The organism is Archangium minus, from assembly GCF_044360475.1.
Taxonomy (GTDB): Bacteria; Myxococcota; Myxococcia; order Myxococcales; family Myxococcaceae; genus Archangium; species Archangium minus.
The window spans coordinates 902374-923055 of sequence record NZ_CP043494.1 but is presented as its reverse complement, the minus strand read 5'-3'; the positions used below and the strand labels follow the sequence as shown (position 1 = coordinate 923055).

Genomic DNA, 20682 nt, shown 5'->3' with positions numbered 1-20682 from the left:
ACGAGGCTACGCCGCCTCGGCGGACGTGGACTCGAGCAGCACCACCTGCCCGCGATCCCCATCCACCCGGAGGCGCTGTCCGGTGTGAATGCGTTGCGTGGCTCCCGTCACCCCCACCACCGCCGGCAACCCGTACTCGCGCGCCACCACCGAGCCGTGGGTCATCAACCCGCCCACCTCCATCACCAACGCGCGGGCGTGGATGAACAGCGGCGTCCAGCCAGGATCGGTGAACGGCGCGACCAGAATCTCTCCCGGTCGCAGCACCTCGCGCGCCGGATCCAGCACCACGCGCGCCGTCCCCTCGACGACCCCCACCGACGCGCCCATGCCCTTGAGGACACCGGGCGTCTCGGGTCCCGAGGACGCGGCGAGCGGAGGAATTTCCCCCTCGCTGGTGAGCATCGGCGGCGGCGAGAGCCGGGCGTAGCGCTTCCAGGTCGCGCGCCGGGCCGCCACCTTCTCGCGCATGCCCTCCGTGTGGCCCTCCATCAAGGCGATGAGCTCGTCCAGCTCCAGCATCCACACGTCAGAGATGTCCGCGAGCAGCCCTCGCTCCACCGCCTGCCGCCCGGCCTCCAGGATGGCCTCGCGCCCGTGCTGGAAGAGGCGGATGAACAGGAACTTGGGGTGCTCGCGCAGGGACAGGTAGGCACGGGCCTTGGCCACCAGCCCTCGCGCCATCCGGCGGCGGAGGAACCCGAGGGGCCCCTGGCCCGCGACCTCGAGAATGCGCTCCGTGGCCAGCTCGGCCTCGCGAAGCGCGGCGGCATGGCGGCGACGGTGCTCTCCCGAGACATCGGAGTGAAGCATGCCGGAGAGCACGCGGAGCAGGCTCGAGGGGTCCTCACTCCAGCGAGGCAGGGCGATATCGAGCTCCCCCGGACAGCGGTGCCCATACCGCGCGAGGAAGTCGTCCCAAGCCAACAGGAAGCGCTCGGCCTCGGCAACGCCTCGCAGCTCCTCGATGATGGACGCCGAGGTCGCATCCCTCAAGCGACTGGCCACGGCGGGGGTCTCGCGCGCCACATCGGCCACATCCCCGAGCGAGAGATCCATGTCCGTCGTCACGTTGCCTTCGAGCCCACGAACCACTGCCTGCAGGGTGCGCTCGTCGACGCGCCCGCGCACCAGCGTGCCCACGAGCTTCCATGACATCAGGCCCGAAGCGATGGCCGGCGCAGCCTCGGTGAGCAGCACCTCCCGGAAGACCGTGGACACCTCCTGGCGGAAGAAGCGCAGACGCGGTGCCCCAGGTGCGAGCTCCTGAAAGCCACGCGACCACTTGCCGAGCCTGGACTCCATCGCCGCTTCGAGCCCGGCCCGGGCCTCCTCCGGCTTCGCGTGCAGGAGCCTGCGCCGCACACGCGAGAACAACGGACGGAGCGCTCCCACCAGGGGCCCGAGCCGCGCGGCGACTCGCTTCCGTCCCGCCAGGAACTCCGGCCGGGACTGGATGGAGGCCAGGCGCTCGGCGGTCCCGGTGACGACGCTGTCGAGCAACCGGGGTGCGAGCCGCGAGAACGGCGCGCGGTGTAGCAGCGGCGTCAGGTCGACGTAGAGGCGACCACCGGCCTGGACCATCAGCTCCGCGCCTCCGTCGGACCTCCGCCGGCCGAAGGGGAGGAGCAGGGGCGGCAGGCACAGGGCCATGGGCGGAAACACCGCGGTGTTGACCTGCGCGTGGCCGAAGCTCAGGTACACGTGCAGCGCGCCATCACTCGGCGCGGGCTCTGGCACGGGGTACAGCGTGGTGATGGGACGCGACTGGACGACGTAGAGCTGCCCTCCTTCGAGGCACCACTCGATGTCCTGCGGCCCTCCCCGGAGCACTTCGATGCGCCGGCCCACCTCCACCAACCGCGCCACCGTGGCGTCGTCCAATGCGCGTGCCCTCCCCTGCTCGGGAGGAACCGGGCGTTGCTCCGTGCCTCCCCCGCGCGCGGGCCAGAGGGCGATGGCCTTGTCACCGAGGCGCACCTCCAGCACCTCGCCAGTGGCCTTGCGCGCGCGGTAGAGGTCCGCGTTGACGAGCCCCGACACCAGCGCCTCGCCCAGCCCGTAGCTGGCGTCAATGGAGCACACGTTGCGATTGCCACTGAGCGGGTCGGCGGTGAAGAGGATGCCGGAGACCTCCGGGGACACCATGCGCTGGACGACAACGGCCAGCCGCGCCGCAGACGAGGGGTAGCCGTGCTGGCGTCGGTAGAGGATGGCCCGGTCCGTGAAGAGCGACACCCAGCAGCCTCGAACGCGCTCAAGCAACTCCTGCTCGCCGCGCACGTTGAGGAAGGTGTCCTGCTGGCCTGCGAAGGAGGCATCGGGCAGGTCCTCGAGCGTCGCACTGGAGCGGACTGCGTAGGCATGCTCGGTGCCGAGCCCCCGCCATGCCTCCACCACGGCGCTCGCAACCGCCTCCGGCACCGCCACGTCGGAGAGGCGCTGACGCACACGTTGCCCGACCCGCCTCACGCCCTCGACGTCCTCGGGCTCCACGGCATCCAGCGCGGCGAGCAACTCCGGCGCCTCGGGGCACCCGGCGAGGAAGCTCGAGAAGGCCACCGTGGTGACGCAGAAGCCCGGAGGCACCGGCAGCCCCGCACCGGCCATCTCCCCAAGGCTCGCGCCCTTGCCACCCACCACCGGCAGCGCTCGTCCACCCGGCTCCTCGAACGCGAGGACCCATCGACTGCTCTCCGAGGCCTGGCTCATGACGCGTCTCCTTCCGCCCGAGAGGCGGCGACTCCGTGAAGGAAGAGCTCGACGACAGCACGGGCCCGCGCTTCCTGATGGCCTGGCTCCGTGGAAGCCTCCGCAGTGGCGGGCGGGGGCTCTGCCAGCAGCCGCCGCACATCGAACGTCGCACCCAGCGCAAGCCCGATCAGCCCCAGGGCCCTGTCGACAGGGCTTCCCGGTCGCAGCCGCCCGCGCTCCGCCTGCGCAGCGAGGTAGCGCGCGAGCCGATCCGTCGTCCCATACTGGCGCTCGCGCAGCTGCTCGACGTACCGGGCCTCCTCCCCCTGGCTGAAGATGAGCATGGCGAAGAACGCGGGCTGCTCGGCCCTCCATCGGAAGAGCGCGAGCACGAACCGGGTGAGTGTGTCCTCGAGGGGCGCATCGAGCTCCGCGAACAGCGCCGCCGCCTCGCTGCGTGGACCCAGCTCGGCGAACATCGTCCGCAGCAGGGCGTCCTTGTCCCCGAACGTGCGGTAGATGGTCACGGGGCTTACGCCCGCCGCTTCCGCAATCTGCTCCACCGTGAGCGCCACCAGGCCCAGGCGACCTACGAGCTGGCGCGTCGTCTCCAAGATCTTCTGTCGCGACGGCTCGCGGGTGAGCGCCGTCCCCGGCTCCACCGCCCGCTCCTGCCGCAGGCGCTCGGCGAGCTTCTCGCGGCTCGGCACCCGCCGGTACAGGGTCGCACGCGACACGCCCACCGCCTGCGCCAGCGCCTCCATCGTGAAGCCTGGCCCCTCGCTCGTCAGGAGGGCCTCGGCCGCACGCAGGATGCGCTCCTCCAGGTCTTCTTCGTCCGGGCGCTGTCCTTTGCTATGAGACACGGGAAATATGTATCTTTCATCGCGTATCAACGCAAGCCGAACGGGTGTGGGGCCAGGGCCTACAGTGGGTCTGGTCGGTGATTGTCTGCTCGGTGGGAAGCCAGGGGACGTTTACCCTCACCCCGTCCCTCTCCCAGAGGGAGAGGGGAGATTGGCTCTCAGCTCAGCTTCGGGGGGACGCGGTAGATCTCCTCCACGTCATCGTGGTTGAAGAGCCCCATCGCCTCGCGCTGCACGATGAGCGTCCACTTGCGGTACTCGGCCTCGCGGCGTTTCTCGTTGTACTCCGCCAGCTTCTTGTCGCGCAGAGGGCTCGGCGCCATCGCCTGCACCTGCTGTCCGAGTTGCTGCAACTCCGTGAGTTGCCGATCCAACCGGTGTCCGAGCGCCTTGAGGCTCGCCGCCGCCTCGGCACGCAGCTGCACTTCGATGGCGAGCGAGCCACCAACGGGTCCCTTGCTCGACATATGCCGTCGACCTCCTTCCGGAACTTCTACGCGGAAGATAGGGGGGCGGCCAGTAGGGCGCTTGAATGAATGCGACACGCGTCGAATTTGGGAATTGGGCTACGGTGTGAGGAGCATCTTCGCTCCCTCATGGCCGCCAAAAAGCACCTCTTCGTCTTCCCGGCCCTTGGAGGGCTCGCCGTTGCCCTCGTCATCGGCGGGCTGCTCCACCTCACCACCGGCCAACCCAATGACTGGCGGGGCTGGTCCGTGCTGGTCCTCGGCTCACCGCTGGTGCTGCTGCTGACGAGCTACTTCTTCTGGCTCATCTGGGAGGCAAGGCCGTCCCAGGAGCGCACCAGCCTGCTTACCCGGCTGGCGGAAGGAGACCTCACCCACACCGCCCAAGCGGGCATGGCGGACGAGCTCGAGGTGCGCCGGCTCCTCCTCTCCCTGCGCCGCGCGCTCGGCCAGGTGCAGCGAGTCACGAGCAACGTGCGCCGCACCTGCCAGGGCGTGTCCGAAGAGGTGCGTGTGTTGCTGGAGGCCGCACGCCGGCAAGGCGGCGCCGTGGAGCGCTCGCAGGAGTCCGTCAACAGCATGGGCCAGAGCCTCCATGCCGCGGGCAAGCGCGTGACGCAGCTGGAGAGCTTCGCCCAGGAGACCAACGGCTCGCTGGTGGAGATGAGCGATCGGCTCGGACAGGTGGCCGAGGCCCTGCTTGCGCTGGATGACTTCTCCCACCGCACCACCCAGCAGGTGCAGGCCATGAGCGAGCGGCTGCACCACATCGCCTCCTCGGGTGACGAGTTGGCGCGCTTCGCCAGCGAGGCCGAGGCCTTCGTCCAGGTGGTGCAGACGGGCATCGATGCGGTGCGCCACCGCGCCTCGGAGACCAACCAGCTCGCCCACGCGGTGACCGCCACCGCCGAGCGAGGCGAGGTGCTCGTCAACGACTGCGTCCAGGGCATGTACCGAGTGGAGGAGACGGTCCGCAAGACCGCGGAGCTGGTGGACTCGCTCGGGGTGCGCTCCACGCAGATTGGCCGCATCGTGGACGTCATCCAGGAGATTGCGGACCAGACGAACCTGCTGGCGCTCAACGCGGCCATCATCGCCGCGCAGGCCGGAGAGCAGGGACGCCCCTTCGGCGTGGTGGCGGACGAAATCCGCAGCCTGGCCGAGCGCACCGCGCGCTCCACGCGCGAAATCGCCAGCATGGTGGGCGGGGTGCGCCGGGAGGTGGACACGGCGGTGTCGCTGGTGAAGGAGGGCCGAGAGCAGGCGGGCACGGGCGTGCTGCTGGGAGACCGGGCCGCCGAGGCGCTCATGGAGATTCGCACCATCACCCAGCGCACCTTCTCGGCGGTGGAGGCCACGCTGGCGGAGACGAAGCGGCTGGAGGCCCAGGGCTCCACGGTGGTGGAGGCCAGCCGGCGGGTGGCACGGCGCGTGGACGACGTGACCCGGGCGGCCATGGAGCAGGCGGCACACGGGCGCGAGCTGGTGCACCAGACGCAGCAGATGGCGCGGCTGGCGCAAGAGGCCTCGCAGAAGGCCGAGGGCCAGGCGCGCACCGGAAGGGACCTGTCCAGCGCGGTGGTGCGGCTGAGCACGGCCATCGAGGAAATCCGCGCGGCACACGTGGTGCTGATGCGGGGGGACTCGGCCATTGGCGAGGAAGTGGCGCGAGTGCGCGAGGACGCGCTCCAGGTCATCCGCATCGGCGATGGGCTGAGCCGCACGGTGGACCAACTGGCGCACGAGGCGGCCAGCCTGGACAGCGAGGTGTTCCGCTTCCGGCTCCCGGCTCCGCACCCGGGCGGCACGCTGCGCGCCGGCATCCACCAGACGTCCCACCTCAGCGCGGTGGGCCGGTTGGATCCCCTCTTCGGTGTGGAAATCCAGCTCGTGGAGATGAGCTGCTGCGTCTTCTCCAACCTGCTGCGGTCGGAGGACGGAGTGCTGGTGCCGGACCTGGCCGAGCGCTGGGAGGCAGACCCCTCGGCCCGCATCTACCGCTTCTTCCTGCGCAAGGGCGTCACCTTCCACGACGGGGCTCCCCTGACGGCACGCGACGTGAAGCGCCACTTCGAGCGGCTGCTGAACCCCGCGGAGAAGTCGCCGGAGCGAGGGCTGATTGCGGACGTGGAGGGTGCCAGGGACTTCGCGGAGGGCCTGGCCAGTGAGGTGTCGGGTATCGAGGTGTTGGATGACCTGACGGTCGAGATCCGGTTGGAAAAGCCCAAGGCCTTCTTCCCCCAACTCATGTCGCAGACCGCCGCGGCGATTGCCCGGGTGGACGCACGGGGCCAGTTGCAGGGCACGGGCCCGTTCCGGCAGGTGGACTTCGGCTCGGACCTCATCGTGCTCGAGCGCAACCCCGCCTACTGGCGCAAGGGACAGCCCTTGCTGGACCGGCTTGAGTTCCACCTGCTGGGCTCTCGCGACAAGGCGCTCGCGGCCTTGAAGGAAGGGAGGGTGGATTTCGTCTCGTACCTGCACGCCGTGCACGCGGAGGAGCCCGAGAAGGAGGGACTCCAGGTGGTGCCCGGCATCACCCCGACGACGTCGTTCCTCGGCTTCAACCTGGGCGAGCCGCCGTACAACGACGTGCGCGTCCGCAAGGCGCTCCGCGCGGGCTTGGACATCCAGGGGCTGGTGGACCGCTTCCACAAGCGAGCGCGCCTGGCCCGCACGGTGACGCCGCCCGAGCTGCTGGACGAGGAAGGCCTGCTGCCCGAGCCGCGCCTGGACATCAGCCTTTCCGAGCGGCTGCTGCGTGAGGCTGGGGTGCGCCGGGTGAAGGTGACGCTGTACCAGACCGTGGGTCGCGACACCTCGGCCGAGGACGCCATCCTGTTCCGGCCTCTGGTGGACGCGGACCTGGTGGAGCTCGAGCACATCCAGTTGGGTGCGGAGGACTTCGCGGAGCGGCGGAGTAATGGGCGGCTGCCCATCTTCCGGTTGCATTGGGTGGCCGACTATCCGGACCCGGACAACTTCCTCCACTTCCTGCTGAGCTCGCGAGCCCAGACGCTGTACACGCTGCGCTACCGCAATGAGGAGCTGGACGCGCTCACAGCCGAGGCCCGTGTCACCATCGACCCCGAGCGGCGCAAGCAGCTCTACCGGCTCGCGGAGCGGATTGCCCACGAGGACTGCCCCCTCATTCCGCTCTTCCACCCCCGCGTGCACGCGGCGGCGAGCGGCCAGGTCCAGGGGCTGCGGCTGCACCAGACGCCTCCGCAGGTCCGCTACGATGAGCTGTGGCTGGATGGGATGAACACCTCGGAGGCACGCCAGGCGCGCTAGTCTCGCGCCCATGAGCGTGAACCCCAGAGTCCTGCTGGTCGGCGCGGGAGCCGTCGGCCAGGTGTTCGGCAAGTACCTCCAGGCGGCCGGCTGCGAGCTCTCCTTCCTGGTGAAGGAGAAGTACGCAGAGGAGGCGCGGCGGGGCTACACCCTTTATGAGCTCGGCCTTCTCGACAAGGACTACGAGCCGGTGACGTTCTCCGGCTTCGGCGTCCTCGTCTCCATGCGGGAGATCGCGGCGCAGCGCTGGGATCAGGTCTGGCTCTGCGTCTCCTCCACGGCGCTGCGCGCGGGAGGCTGGGTGGGCGAGCTCGCCCGCGCCACGGGAGACGCCACCTGGGTCATGCTCCAGCCCGCGCTCGATGACCGCGAGTGGCTGCTGCAATGGGTGCCGGCGGAGCGGCTCGTCTCCGGCATGATTCCCTTCATCAGCTTCCACGCCCCGCTGAAGCCCGGAGAGCCCGTACCGCGGCCAGGCACGGCCTTCCTGATTCCCCCGCTGACCCGAGGCCCGTTCAGCGGCCCCCCAGAGCGCCTCGACCAGGTCGTCCGGACGCTGCGCGCAGGCGGGTATCCGGCCAGCCGCACCGGGGATGTGGCACGCGGCGCGGCGCTTCCCACCGCGGTGCTGACCGCCTTCGTGGAGGGACTGGAGGCGGCGGGCTGGAGCTTCGAGCGGTTTCTCCAGCGGGACTCCCTGGAACGGACCATCCGGGCCGCGCGCGAGGCGGTCCAGATCGCCGCCTGGCGCACGCACGCGAGCGCCTCCGCCCTCCTGCCGCTCCTGAGGCCCGCGCTGTTCAAGCTGCTGCTGCCGCTCGCCGCGCGCGTCACCCCCTTCGACCTGGAGACCTACCTGAGGGTCCACTTCACCAAGGTCGGAGAGCAGAGCCGGTTGATGATGCGGACGTACGTGGACCTGGGCAGGAGTGCGGGACTCCCCGTCGACGGCCTCCAGGCCCTGACACCGGGAGACGGCACGTCTTCCCCGGAATCCGCCCGGTCCCGGGCAGAACGCCCCGGATGACGCCCGTCCGCCCGCCCGCTGGGAATACATCGCCCCCCTGAAGGGCTTTCCCTTGGGTTGCGGACCTCGTCCCCGGGTGCCCCAGGCGCCTGGCGACCCCGGACGATTCTCTTTCGTTCAGCCTGCTTTTGGGCGAGTGTTCGCACCTTCAGGAGAGCAATTCCAGATGGCCGAGACCGAGTCCAAGCCCGTTCATTTCATCCGGCAGATCATCGCGGACGACAACAAGTCGGGGAAGTTCGGCGGGCGCGTGCACACGCGCTTCCCCCCCGAGCCCAACGGCTACCTGCACATCGGGCACGCCAAGAGCATCCACCTCAACTACAGCATGGCGGTGGAGCACGGCGGGCAGTTCAACATGCGCTTCGACGACACCAACCCGTCGAAGGAAGAGCAGGAGTACGTCGACTCCATCCTGCGCGACGTGAAGTGGGTGGGCGGCGACTGGGGAGACCGGCTCTTCTTCGCCTCGGACTACTTCGAGCAGATGTACGAGTACGCCGAGCAGCTCATCAAGAAGGGCAAGGCGTTCGTCTGCGACCTGAACGCGGACCAGATGCGCGAGTACCGCGGCACGCTCACCGAGCCCGGCCGCAACAGCCCCTACCGGGACCGCAGCCCGGAGGAGAACCTGGACCTCTTCCGCCGCATGCGCGCCGGCGAGTTCCCTGATGGTTCGCGCACCCTTCGGGCGAAGATCGACATGAGCTCGCCCAACCTCAACCTGCGCGACCCGGTCATGTACCGCATCATCCACGCCCACCATCACCGGCAGGGCGACAAGTGGTGCATCTACCCGATGTATGACTGGGCGCACGGGCTCGAGGACTCCATCGAGCGCATCACCCACTCGCTGTGCACGCTCGAGTTCGAGAACCACCGGCCGCTCTACGACTGGTACCTCGATGAGCTGGGCGTGTACCACCCGCAGCAGATTGAGTTCTCGCGCCTCAACCTCACCTACACGGTGATGAGCAAGCGCAAGCTGCTGGAGCTGGTGCAGGGCAAGTACGTGCGCGGCTGGGATGATCCGCGCATGCCGACCCTGTCGGGCTTGAGGCGGCGCGGCTGCACCCCCGAGGCCCTGCGCGCCTTCTGCGAGGACGTGGGCGTCACCAAGTTCGACGCCAGCATCGACGTGGGCCGGCTCGAGAACGCCATGCGCGACGACTTGAACCGTCGCGCTCAGCGCCGCCTGGGCGTGCTGCGCCCGCTGAAGCTCGTCATCGAGAACTTCCCCGAGGGCCAGGTGGAGATGCTCGACGCGGTGAACAACCCCGAGGATCCCTCCGCCGGCTCGCGCCAGGTGCCCTTCTCCCGAGTCCTGTACATCGAGCAGGAGGACTTCATGGAGAACCCGCCGAAGAAGTTCTTCCGGCTGGCGCCGGGGCAGGAGGTGCGCCTGCGCTTCGCCTTCTTCGTGAAGTGCACGAGCGTGGTGAAGGACGACAAGGGGAACATCACCGAGGTGCGCTGCACCTATGATCCCGCCACGCGCGGCGGCGAGTCCCCGGACGGGCGCAAGGTGAAGGCGACCATTCACTGGGTGTCGGCGCAGCACGCGGTGAACGCCGAGGTGCGCCTGTTCGACCGGCTCTTCAACGTGGCCGAGCCGGATCGCGCGCCGAAGGATCCGAAGGCGGCGGCGAGCTTCGACTACAAGCAGAACCTCAACCCGAACTCGCTGGAGATCCTCCAGGGGGCGAAGCTGGAGCCGTCACTGGGCTCGGCGCAGGAGGGCGAGCGCTTCCAGTTCGAGCGCCTGGGCTACTTCTGCGTGGACTCGGACTCGAAGCCTGGAGCGCCGGTGTTCAACCGCACCGTGACGCTGAAGGACACCTGGGCCAAGGAGCAGGCCAAGGAGAAGGGCGCCGGCTGAGCCGGGCCCGTGGACCCACGCGCGGAGCGGCCCCCACGAGGGCCCCGCGCGTGGGCCGCACGTCTCACGTCCAGAGGCGCGCGAACCGGAGCCAGAGCGAAATGGCTCCACGGATGCGAAGCAGCTCGTAGAGTGGATCCATGAAGCAGCGTGTCCTGCTCCTGGTTCCGCTTCTCGTCGGCTTGGCGTGTTCGTCACCCAGGGCCATGGCTCCCCACGTCTGGCGGCCCACGTCCGACGAGAGCCCGGACAGCATCCCGGGACCCCTGAGGAACTTCGGGCCGTTCGATTCTTTTTCGGACGCGCTCAAGGCGACCTGCCCGCTGATCCTCTCGAAGCCGAACGCAACCGTCGTCCACCTCCAGGAGCGGGACCCCGAGCTGGCCCAGCGAGTCTCCACCGAATACTGCGCTTGGCTCTATTACACCCCAGAGCACAAGTACGAGTTGAGCATGCTGACGGACCTGTCAGCCCCAGGCAGCGCACTGCGGAGGGAAGCAAGCTGCCTGCTTCCTCCGAATGTGGACGACCCGCGCTACCCGCCGAGCAGCATCAAATACATCTTCCTTCTCCACAACCATCCCTTCGCGGGTGAGATCTCCGATAAGGATATTCATCTCGCAGCAACCATGGCCAATGCCCATGGATTGGTTTCACAACTGGGAAACAGACGAGTCCCGCTCTCCGTCGTCGCGTTCTTCACGAACTCGAAGGATGCACATCACCCCACGTGTGATGGCTTCCACCAGTACATCCCGGCAACCAGGGAGTTGATGAAGTGGCTCAGTACGGAGAGAGGCTGGCGGTCGGAGAGGATGGGTACGGTCAACTGGATCAGCGCCACGACGTTCGTCATCACGAGGGAGTAGTTCGAGGACGCCCAATGAAGGTACGAAGAATCGCTCCCCTATTCATCGTCGTACTCTTGGGATGTGGGTATCTGCGGAGTATCTTTCCGCATCAATCGCCTCTTGAGGAAGACACGTCCATTGTCTTCCCTCAATTCTACGAGCAGATCCCTGTTGAGGTCGGTGCGCGGGGTGGGACGTATGAACTGGACGGGGAGATGCTCCGGGCGCTCGTCATTGCTTCCAATGACTACATTCCCCCAGAAGCAAAGGACCTGCCGTGTCATGACAGGCAAGAGGCACAGCTCTACCGCGTCATCCGCCAGGGAAACATCATCTTCATTTATATACACGAGAACCACGCCTATTGCGGCAATCCCTATCCGATGCGACATTCAGGCGCGAAGTACGCCATCAGCACGGACGGCCGTATTCTCCGTCGGCTCATCGGGGCTCAACCCGAGCGCCCCATCGAGCCAGTCCAGCCCGATGATGGCGGCCAGTGGGAGGAAAGCGCCGAGATTGGCGTCTCCCCTACATTCGATGCCATCTGGAACTCACCACAGGACGGTGGCTCTCCCGACGCAGGATGAACCGCCTAGGAAAAGGTCTAATGTCCTGGCCTCCGAGGTGATGACCCATGCAGACCAAGGCCCCACCGCCCATCACGCACCTTCAAGGCAGGCGGACCCTCCCGCTCATCGAGGCGTACTTCGAGCTCAACCACCTCAAGCAGCTCTTCCGGCAGGGGTGGTTGCGCGTCGGCCTCTCGCGGGAGCGATGTGAGAGCGTCGCCGAGCACTCGTTCGGCGTGGCGCTGCTGTGCCTCTTCCTCGCCGACAGCTACTTCCCCGAGGCGGATGCCACCAAGGTGGTACGCATCGCGCTGCTGCACGACCTGGGCGAGGCCTACGTGGGAGACATTACACCCCATGACAAGGTGAGCCGAGAGGAGAAGCTCCAGCGCGAGCGCGACGCCGTGGAGCGCATCCTCGCCAAGCTGCCGCGCGGTGCCGAGTACCTCGCGCTGTGGGAGGAGTACGAGCACGGCACCTCCTTCGAGGCCCGGCTCGTGCGCCAGGTGGACCGGCTGGAGATGGGTCTGCAGGCCACCATCTACGAGCACCAGGGCGCGGGAGATCTCTCGCAGTTCTTCGCCTCGGTGCACAAGGCGTTGGAGACGCCCGAGCTGAAGGCGGTGCTCGCCGAGCTGGAGACGCTGCGGCCCAGCGTCTAACGGCCCCCCATCGGAGCGCGGCCTGGACCCGGGGTATCCTGGGGACATGCGGGTGGGCGCATCGAGAGACGAGGCCGAGGCGACGCCAGTCGCCCCTGACACAGGTACGCCACGGGCTGGCACACCGCCCCCTACGGCACTCACCTTGCGCGCGCTCGGGCTCGGCAGCCTCATTGGCGCGCTCATGTGTCTGTCCAACCTCTACGTGGGGTTGAAGACGGGCCTGGCCTTCCCCGCGGCCCTCATCGCCTGTGTCGTCGGGCTCGGCACGCAGCGGGCGCTCCTGAAGGTGAGTCCCACACGCTTCGGGCCCGCGCTCAGCCTCCAGGAGACGAGCGCCATGCAGTCCGCCGCCTCCTCCGCGGGCTACTCCACCGGGGGGACGATCGTCACCGCCAGCGTGGGCTACCTGCTGCTCGCCGGCCATCACCCTCCCGTCTGGGCGCTCCTGTTGTGGACGCTGTTCGGCTCGGCGCTCGGCGTGGTGCTCGCCCTGCCCATGCGGCGCGCCTTCATCCAGCGCGAGCCCCTGCCCTTCCCCTCGGGTCTGGCCGCGGCCTCGGTGGCGCGCTCGTTCCATGCCGGAGACGAGGCGGGCCAGCGCGGAGCACGGGCACTCGGGATGGGGGCACTCGGGGCAGGACTGCTGTCGTTCATGCGCGACGGGCTCCAGTGGCTCCCGGCTTCGCTTGCGCTGCCCGGGGCCGTGCTCGGCGTGCCGCTGGCGGGCCTGTCCTTCTCGTTGGATCTCACGCTGATGCCGCTGGGCACGGGGGCGCTCGTGGGGTTGCGCGTCGGGGCCTCGCTGCTGCTCGGCGCGCTCGTGTGCTTCGGAGGGCTCGCGCCCTGGATGTACGAACAGGGGCTCCTCACCCAGACGGGTTTCTTCGGCGTGCTCGAGTGGAGCATGTGGCCCGGGGCCGCGCTGGTGACGAGCGCCTCCTTCACCCACCTCCTCCTGCAACGAGGACTCCTGCGCCGCACGTTTGGCTCGCTGCTCGGCACGAGCCGGGTCCCGGACGAGGCGCCCGATGCGGCGGGGGCGGAGGTGCCCCGCTCGTGGTTCCTCGCCGGGGTGACGCTGCTCTCGCTGGGGCTCGTGACGGTGGGCGCGGTGGCCTTCGGCATTCCCTTCCCGCTCGGGCTGCTGGGCGTGCTGCTCTCCTTCGCGTTCGCGGCCGTGGCGTGCCGAGCCACGGGAGAGACGGACATGACCCCCTCGGGTCCACTGGGGCAGGTGGCGCAGCTCGCCTTCGGCGTGCTCATGCCGGGCAACACGCTGGCCAACGCCATGGCCGCGAGCCTCTCCGGCAACATCGCCGCCTCTAGCGCGGACCTGCTCACCGATGTGAAGGCGGGCTACCTGCTCGGCGTGCGCTCGCGGCAGACGTTCCTGGCGCAGCTCTGCGGATGCATCGTCGGCTCGGCCCTCATCGTCCCCGTCTTCTATCTGCTCGTTCCGGATGTCTCGGCCATCACCGAGGAGCGCTTCCCCGCGCCCGCTGGATTCTTCGTGGCCGGGGTGGCGCGCGTGCTCTCGGCCGGACTGGGAAGCCTGACAGTGGCGGCTCGCTGGGGCGCCCTCGTGGGAGCACTGCTGGGCGTGGTGCTCGTCCTCCTGGAGCGCTTCGCCCCCGAGCGGGCCCGGCGCTTCATCCCTTCGCCCATTGCCCTGGGGCTCGCGTTCGCGCTCCCAGCCTCCATGTCGTTGTCCATCTTCCTGGGCGCGGTGGCCGCAGCCCTCCTGGCTCGCACGAGGCCAGCGTTCGCGGAGGCCACCACTGTGCCGCTGGCGTCAGGACTCATCGCGGGTGAGAGCCTGGTGAGCCTGGTCACGCTGCTCGTCCTCAGCGCGCCGTCCTGAAGCTGGAGAGGAAGAACACATGCGCTTACGACTTGTCTTCATCTCGGCATCACTCCTCATCATCTACACGGGCTGTCCGGATACCTGGGGGAAGGGGGGCAAAATGGATAGAGCCATGGCAAAGGACATCCAGCAAACGACGAGCCATACAGACTGCCCGCTGGACGAAGACGAGTTTGAGTATCGTTGTGAAAGTGAGGAACAGTGGACAGCTCGAGGCTGCCCACCGGAATGCCAATGAAATGGCGTACGCTCCTGGCAGTTGTCCTCGGCCTCCTACTGCCCGCGCCGTTGATCTGGCTCTTCCTCAGGGAGGCACTTCACATGGCGCAGCCTCGAGTCTCGGGCCGCGAGACGCTGCCCATGATTCCTCTCGAGGAGAGTCGGAGGCTACCGACCTACGAACACAGCTGTCGGAACAATGAAGACTGTGAACCTCCTTTGCGCTGCGTCTACAACACGCGGCGCGGGGAGCGTTACTGCACTGCCAGCACCTGCATGAACGACCAGCACTGCCCTGAGGGGTTTGCCTGCCGCGCATTGCTGACAGACGACGAGAGCGCCCTGGTTCGCATGTGCTCCCTGGTGGGGAGCCGGAAGGAGGGTGAAAAATGCGAGTTTCTGCCCTCCACACCAGAAACGGGGTGCGAACAGGGATTACTCTGCCAGGGTTGGTGCGGTCGCTCCTGCATGATGGACGACCCCTCTTCTTGTCCGCAGGGATTTCTCTGCAGCAACGGGCCCAATGGGGCTTCTTGCCTCCCCACGTGCAAGCACCGCACATGCCCAGACGGTCAGCAGTGCATTGATTTTGGCGAGCACGTCTCGGTCTGCGCGGCGGTCCATGGGCAGAACTGCCACCTGACTCCATGTCAGGAAGGACAACGGTGTCATACCGAAGGCATTTCAAACCGTTCGGACGAGGTCTGGATGTCGTGCCTCACCCTCTGTGGCGCGAACAAGCCGCCCTGCCCGGACGGGCTCGTCTGCGATGTCTTCCGGTGCCGCCAACCCTGTGACCCCACTGGGCCCCATACCTGCGGTCCCCACCGCCACTGTGGCCGTCGCGCGGAGAACCGGCCCTGGACGTGCATTCCCGACGTCTGAAGCCCGCCTGCTCCAGGTACGAGCCAACAGCGGTCTGGGAGGGCCCATCCCATGACTAGCTTTGGAGGCCAGGAGGAGTGCCATGGAACGTTCGACCCGACGCATCCTCGCCGCGGCGGGAGTAGGGCTTCCGCTCGTGGCCCTGGGTGCCCGGTTGTGGTCCAGCCAGGGCTCCACGCCCCCCATCCGGGATGAGTGGGGCCGGCTTCAGCCCGAGGGGATCGCCTCGCTGGAGCAGGTCCGGCTCGGAGGCGTGGACCAGTGGGTGCTGATCCGCGGGCGGAGCATCCACAACCCGCTGCTGGTCTACCTCTCGGGAGGCCCGGGCATCTCCGAGCTCCCCTGGGTGCGCCACTTCAACGCCCCCCTGGAGGAGCACTTCCTCGTGGTGCAGTGGGACCAGCGCGGTGCCGCCAAGTCCTACTCCGCCTTGAAGGACAGGGACTCGCTCACGCTGGACCAGTTCGTCTCCGATGCCAGTGAGTTGCTCGAGTTGCTCACCAGCCGCTTCTCCCAGGAGAAGGTGTTCCTCGTCGGCCACTCGTGGGGCAGCATCCTCGGAGTGCTGCTCGCCCAGCGCCGTCCCGAGCGGCTCCACGCCTATATCGGCACAGGCCAGCAGGTGAACTTCCTGGAGAACGACACCCTCAGCCATCTGCGCGCCTACGAGCTGGCGATCCGCTACGGGGACAGCCAGGCGCTCGCGAAGCTGGCACGCATCGGCCCGCCGCCCTACACGGGCCCGGACATGACGCGGCGGTACATGACGCTGATGTCGCTCGCGAGCCGCCATGCCCACCGCCGGAGTCTCACCCCCGAGATGCTCCTGTCCGTCCTCAAGGCCCCCGAGTACTCGCTGCGCGACAAGGTGAACCTCTTCCTCGGACTCAAGGAGACGTTCCCCCTGGTGTACCCACAGCTGGCCGGGGTGGACCTGGAGGCGCAGGTGCCCCGGCTGGAGGTGCCCGTGTGGTTCCTGCTCGGGCGCGAGGATTACGTCACACCGTCGGAGATCGCCTCGCGCTACTTCGAGAAGCTGGAGGCGCCGAGTAAGACACTCCTCTGGTTCGAACACTCCGGACACTCCCCACCCTTCGAGGAGCCAGAGAAGTTCAACGCCATCCTCGACCAGCAGGTGCGCTCCGTGTTGATGACCGAGGCGCGTGCCGAGGCCCTGCTCCATTGAGGCCCGGCCCCCTACGACTCTCCCCGGGCCGAGCGGCGCACGTCGTTCACCAGGCGATGCGCATGCCGCGTCGTCTCCGGCTCGCGGTAGCGGGACGTCATCCGCAGCACCAGCTCAACGGCCGTGGGCAGGTCCATCATGTGCCCCGGTGACACGTAGACGGGGAGCACGCCGAGGCGGGTGCGCACCGCCCGGCCCACCACCTCGCCGTCGTGGATGATGTCCGCCACCGAGCCGCGCTCCTCGCCCAGCGGCCCGTGCTTGCCCACCAGCAGCGACTTGGCGCACCCGATGGAGGGGACGCCGAACAGCAGCCCTCCGTGGCACGCCAGCCCGAAGCGCCTCGGGTGCGCGATTCCCTGACCGTCGAAGATGAGCACGTCCGGCCGCACCTCCAGCCGGGTCCACGCCTCCGACAGCACCGGTAGCTCCCGGAACGACAGCAGCCCTGGCACGTAGGGGAACGTCAGCCGCACCGCGGCGCTCGACCGGGCCACGGGCGCCAGCGTCCCCGCGTCCAGCACCACGATGCCGCCATACGCCCAGACATCCCCGCGGCTCATGGAGATGTCCGCGCCCGCCACCCGCTCCACCGTCAGCCCTGCTGGTGGACGTGGGTCCAGGCGCTCCCGCAGCTCGCGTTGCAGCGCCACCGCCTGCTTCGGTGTCAGGTCCCATTGGTGCAGCGGTTCGAGCTCCATTCCGTCTCCCGGGCGAGGCACGACCCTCCTCCTGAAGTGGGCCGCACCATGTGACCTCTGAGATTAGGTCGTCCAGTCGCCCGCTGCACCTCCTCCACGGGTCTTGTTCACTCGATAAGGGGAGCAAGGGAGCGAGCACCGCATCCGAGGGCTGACGGCGAGCCGGAGCGATAGACTCCCCGAGCCCCGGCAACCGCGGCCCCCTCCGCGTCCCCGGGCCAGGAGGAAGCCATGGCGGAAGCAAGGCGGCAGGAGCAGTCGGCGGAGGCTGGCAAGGACACCCCCACCCAGCCCAACACGCTCCCGAGCGCGCAGCCCCCCACCACTCCCGAGCCCCTGCGTGTCGGCGCTCCCTCGAAGTCCGCGGGTGGCGTGGCGGCGGTGGTGTCCGCGATGAAGCACGCCTGGGGCGAGATGGGGCCGGTGCGTGGCTCCCAGACGCTGCTGAAGGTGAACCAGACGCACGGCTTCGACTGTCCGGGCTGCGCGTGGCCGGATCCGAAGCACCGCACAGCCTTCGAGTTCTGCGAGAACGGCGCCAAGGCAGTAGCGGAGGAGGCCACCACGGCGCGAGTGACGCCGGAGTTCTTCCGTCAGTGGAGCCTGGTGGACCTGGCCGCGCAGACGGACCACTGGCTGGGCAAGCAGGGCCGGCTCACGCACCCCATGGTGCTGCGTGAGGGCGCCTCGCACTACACGCCCCTCTCCTGGGACGAGGCCTTCACGCTCATCGCCGAGGAGCTCAACGCGCTCGGCTCGCCGGACGAGGCGTGCTTCTACACCTCGGGGCGCACGAGCAACGAGGCGGCCTTCCTCTACCAGCTCCTCGTGCGGCAGTTCGGCACCAACAACCTGCCGGACTGCTCGAACATGTGCCACGAGTCGAGCGGCACGGCGCTGCTGGAGACCATCGGCATCGGCAAGGGCACGGTGACGCTGGAGGACTTCGACAAGGCCCAGGTCATCGTCGTCATCGGGCAGAACCCGGGCACCAACCACCCGCGCATGTTGACGGCGCTCGAGGCGGCGAAGCGCCGGGGCTGCCGCATCGTCAGCATCAACCCGCTGCCGGAGCCGGGCTTGCAGCGCTTCAAGCATCCGCAGGCGGTGCGAGGTGTCCTCGGCACGGGCACGCCGCTGGCGGACCTGTTCCTCCAGGTGCGCATCAACGGGGACGTGGCGCTGCTGCAGGGCCTGGGCAAGGCGCTGCTGGAGCGCGAGGCGAAGCAGCCGGGCACGGTGGTGGCAAAGGACTTCGTCGAGGGCAGGACGCTCGGCTTCGAGGCCTACGCGACGCACCTGGCCAGCGTGTCCTGGGAAGACGTGGTGGAGCAGAGCGGCGTGTCGCGCGAGCTCATTGAAACCACCGCGGAGTGGCTGGCGGGCACGGAGCAGATCATCTGGTGCTGGGCCATGGGGCTGACGCAGCACCGCAACGCGGTGGGCAACATCCAGGAGATCGTCAACCTGACGCTGCTGCGCGGGAGCATTGGCAAGCCGGGAGCGGGCGTGTGCCCGGTGCGCGGCCACAGCAACGTGCAGGGCGACCGGACCATGGGCATCTGGGAGAACCCCCGGCCCGCGTTCCTGGATGCCCTGTCGCGCGAGCTGGGCTTCGAGCCACCGCGTCACCACGGAATGGACACGGTGGCCACCATCCAGGCGATGTACGAGGGCCGGGTGAAGGTCTTCTTCGCCATGGGAGGCAACTTCCTGTCGGCGACGCCGGACACGGAGCGCACCGCCGAGGCCCTGCGCCGCACGCGGCTGACGGTGCACGTGTCCACCAAGCTGAACCGGGCGCACCTCGTCACCGGGAAGCGGGCGCTCATCCTGCCGTGCCTCGGCCGCACCGAGAGCGACGTGCAGACGAGCGGGCCGCAGTTCGTCACGGTGGAGAACTCGATGGGTGTGGTGCACGCCTCGCGAGGCACGCTGCCCCCCGCCTCGGAGCACCTGCTCAGCGAGCCGGCCATCGTGGCGAGACTGGCGCGAGCGGTGCTCGGGTCGCGCAGCCAGGTGCGGTGGGAGTGGCTGGTGGAGGACTACGACCGGGTGCGCGATCTCATCGCGCGGGTGATTCCGGGCTTCGAGGACTTCAACCGGCGGGTGCGCGAGCCGGGAGGCTTCTCCCTGCCCAACGGGCCGCGCGAGGGCCGCTTCACCACGCAGAGCGGCAAGGGGCACTTCACGGTGCACGAGATGTCACGGCTGAAGCTCGAGCCGGGGCAGCTCCTGATGATGACCCTTCGCACGCACGACCAGTACAACACCACGGTGTACGGGCTGGATGACCGCTACCGAGGCATCCGCAGCGGGCGGCGCGTGGTGATGCTCAACGCCGAGGACATGAAGGAGCTGGGCGTGGCGGCCGGACAGCTGGTGGACCTCACCAGCCACTTCGAGGGCCAGCAGCGCGTGGCGCTGAAATTCGTGGTGGTGCCGTACGACATTCCACGCCGGTGCGCGGCCACCTACTTCCCCGAGGCCAACGTCCTGGTGCCGCTCGACAGCTTCGCGGAGAAGAGCCGCACGCCGACCTCCAAGTCGGTCGTCATCAGCCTCACGTTGTCCAGGGAGCAGCCCGCCCTGGCGGCTTTCGCGTCCTGACGGTCAGCCGACCTCCTGCACCCGGACCACCACGCCCGTGATGTTGTCGGTGCCTCCACGGTTGTAGGCTTCAATCACAAGCCGCTCGGCCATCTCCTGGGCCGAGCCGCCCTGGTCCAACAAGCGGACCATCAGGTCCGGAGGCACGGGCTCATACAGCCCATCGCTGGCGAGCACCAGCACGTCCCCCGGCTGCAAGGCCACGCGAGTGCACTCGGGGTCGACGCTGGCCTCCATGCCCACGGCGCCTGTGAGCGAGTTGCGGTGCATCACGGCGAAGGGGTTGCTCGTATCGAGCCCCGCCTCCTCCATCTCCGCGAGCACGGTGTGATCCCTCGTGAGCCGCCGCAGCAGGCCGCCACGCACCAGGAAGGTGCGGCTGTCCCCGAGGTTGCACACCACCGCCTCCCCATCCCGTAGCAGGACCGAGGTGAGGGTCGAGGCCATCATGGACAGCTTGCCGCACTGACGGGCATGGACCTCCTGGTGGGCCAGACGCACGGCCTGGACGATGAGGCTCTCGGGTCCACCGCCCGGCTCGCCTGGTGTCGACAGGGCAGACTGCTCCGGGTCCACCTGGGCGGCCAGGAAGTCAGCCACCGTGCTCAGCACGAGCTGACTGGCCACCTCTCCGCCCTCGTGTCCTCCCAGGCCATCCGCGACCGCGAAGAAACCCAGCTCGGGCCTCCGACAATAGGAGTCCTCGTTATTCGGACGGCGGCCCACGTGCGTGGCCGCGCCGCTGTCGATTCGTGCCATAGCGGACTCGGGACGTCTCGGGAGAAAGATGTTCATCCCTGAGGCGAGTCTCGACTGGCGCACCGACAGGGCCAAGGAGATTGACGACTCCCTGGCCCCTTGCTCCCCAGGCGCGGAGCCACTCCGCACCCGGGGGCCTTCAC

Annotated in this window: 14 protein-coding genes; 9 read left to right on the top strand and 5 right to left on the bottom strand. The window is 68.4% G+C overall.

Annotated features, from left to right (window positions below):
* Positions 1 to 6: 6 nt before the first annotated feature.
* From F0U60_RS03865 to F0U60_RS03855, 3 genes are all read right to left on the bottom strand, one after another.
* On the bottom strand, positions 7 to 2712 hold the full coding sequence (locus F0U60_RS03865; protein WP_395814065.1) for a phosphoenolpyruvate synthase: 2706 nt from the start codon (positions 2710 to 2712) through the stop codon (positions 7 to 9).
* Positions 2709 to 3560, bottom strand: coding sequence for a TetR/AcrR family transcriptional regulator (locus F0U60_RS03860; protein ID WP_395814063.1), 852 nt, complete (start codon positions 3558 to 3560; stop codon positions 2709 to 2711). The genes F0U60_RS03865 and F0U60_RS03860 overlap by 4 nt, the downstream gene beginning before the upstream one ends.
* A gap of 158 nt (positions 3561 to 3718) precedes the next feature.
* Positions 3719 to 4027 carry a hypothetical protein gene (locus F0U60_RS03855; protein WP_395814061.1) on the bottom strand — a complete coding sequence of 103 codons (309 nt, stop codon included), beginning with the start codon at positions 4025 to 4027 and terminating at the stop codon, positions 3719 to 3721.
* Between the two features lie 129 nt (positions 4028 to 4156).
* On the opposite strand from F0U60_RS03855, the gene F0U60_RS03850 reads away from it, so the two are divergent.
* The 8 genes from F0U60_RS03850 to F0U60_RS03815 all read left to right on the top strand — a co-directional run bounded on the left by F0U60_RS03850 (position 4157) and on the right by F0U60_RS03815 (position 16469).
* The gene (locus F0U60_RS03850) at positions 4157 to 7321 is read left to right on the top strand and encodes an ABC transporter substrate-binding protein (protein WP_395814059.1); all 3165 of its coding nucleotides are present in this window, start codon (positions 4157 to 4159) and stop codon (positions 7319 to 7321) included.
* A 10-nt stretch (positions 7322 to 7331) separates the two neighbouring features.
* Entirely contained in the window at positions 7332 to 8348 is a 1017-nt protein-coding gene (locus F0U60_RS03845; RefSeq protein ID WP_395814057.1) for a ketopantoate reductase family protein, read from the top strand.
* Between the two features lie 166 nt (positions 8349 to 8514).
* Entirely contained in the window at positions 8515 to 10227 is a 1713-nt protein-coding gene (locus tag F0U60_RS03840; protein ID WP_395814055.1) for a glutamine--tRNA ligase/YqeY domain fusion protein, read from the top strand.
* 140 nt (positions 10228 to 10367) lie between these two features.
* Complete coding sequence (locus F0U60_RS03835; RefSeq protein WP_395814053.1) at positions 10368 to 11096, top strand: hypothetical protein; 729 nt, start codon at positions 10368 to 10370, stop codon at positions 11094 to 11096.
* A 14-nt stretch (positions 11097 to 11110) separates the two neighbouring features.
* Positions 11111 to 11668 (top strand): hypothetical protein, encoded by a 558-nt coding sequence (locus F0U60_RS03830; protein WP_395814051.1) that lies wholly within the window; start codon positions 11111 to 11113, stop codon positions 11666 to 11668.
* A gap of 47 nt (positions 11669 to 11715) precedes the next feature.
* The gene (locus tag F0U60_RS03825) at positions 11716 to 12312 is read left to right on the top strand and encodes an HD family hydrolase (protein ID WP_395814049.1); all 597 of its coding nucleotides are present in this window, start codon (positions 11716 to 11718) and stop codon (positions 12310 to 12312) included.
* Between the two features lie 52 nt (positions 12313 to 12364).
* Complete coding sequence (locus F0U60_RS03820) at positions 12365 to 14176, top strand: OPT family oligopeptide transporter (protein WP_395814047.1); 1812 nt, start codon at positions 12365 to 12367, stop codon at positions 14174 to 14176.
* Positions 14177 to 15365: 1189 nt separating this feature from the next.
* On the top strand, positions 15366 to 16469 hold the full coding sequence (locus F0U60_RS03815; RefSeq protein WP_395814045.1) for an alpha/beta fold hydrolase: 1104 nt from the start codon (positions 15366 to 15368) through the stop codon (positions 16467 to 16469).
* An 11-nt stretch (positions 16470 to 16480) separates the two neighbouring features.
* On the opposite strand, the gene F0U60_RS03810 is transcribed toward F0U60_RS03815, so the two are convergent.
* Positions 16481 to 17170, bottom strand: coding sequence for an endonuclease V (locus F0U60_RS03810; RefSeq protein ID WP_395825949.1), 690 nt, complete (start codon positions 17168 to 17170; stop codon positions 16481 to 16483).
* A gap of 231 nt (positions 17171 to 17401) precedes the next feature.
* Between F0U60_RS03810 and F0U60_RS03805 the strand changes: the two genes are divergently transcribed.
* On the top strand, positions 17402 to 19780 hold the full coding sequence (locus F0U60_RS03805) for an FdhF/YdeP family oxidoreductase (protein ID WP_395814043.1): 2379 nt from the start codon (positions 17402 to 17404) through the stop codon (positions 19778 to 19780).
* Positions 19781 to 19783: 3 nt separating this feature from the next.
* Here the strand turns inward: F0U60_RS03805 and F0U60_RS03800 are convergent, their stop codons facing one another.
* Positions 19784 to 20539, bottom strand: a complete 756-nt coding sequence (locus F0U60_RS03800) for a PP2C family protein-serine/threonine phosphatase (RefSeq protein WP_395814041.1) — start codon at positions 20537 to 20539, stop codon at positions 19784 to 19786.
* Positions 20540 to 20682 lie beyond the last annotated feature (143 nt).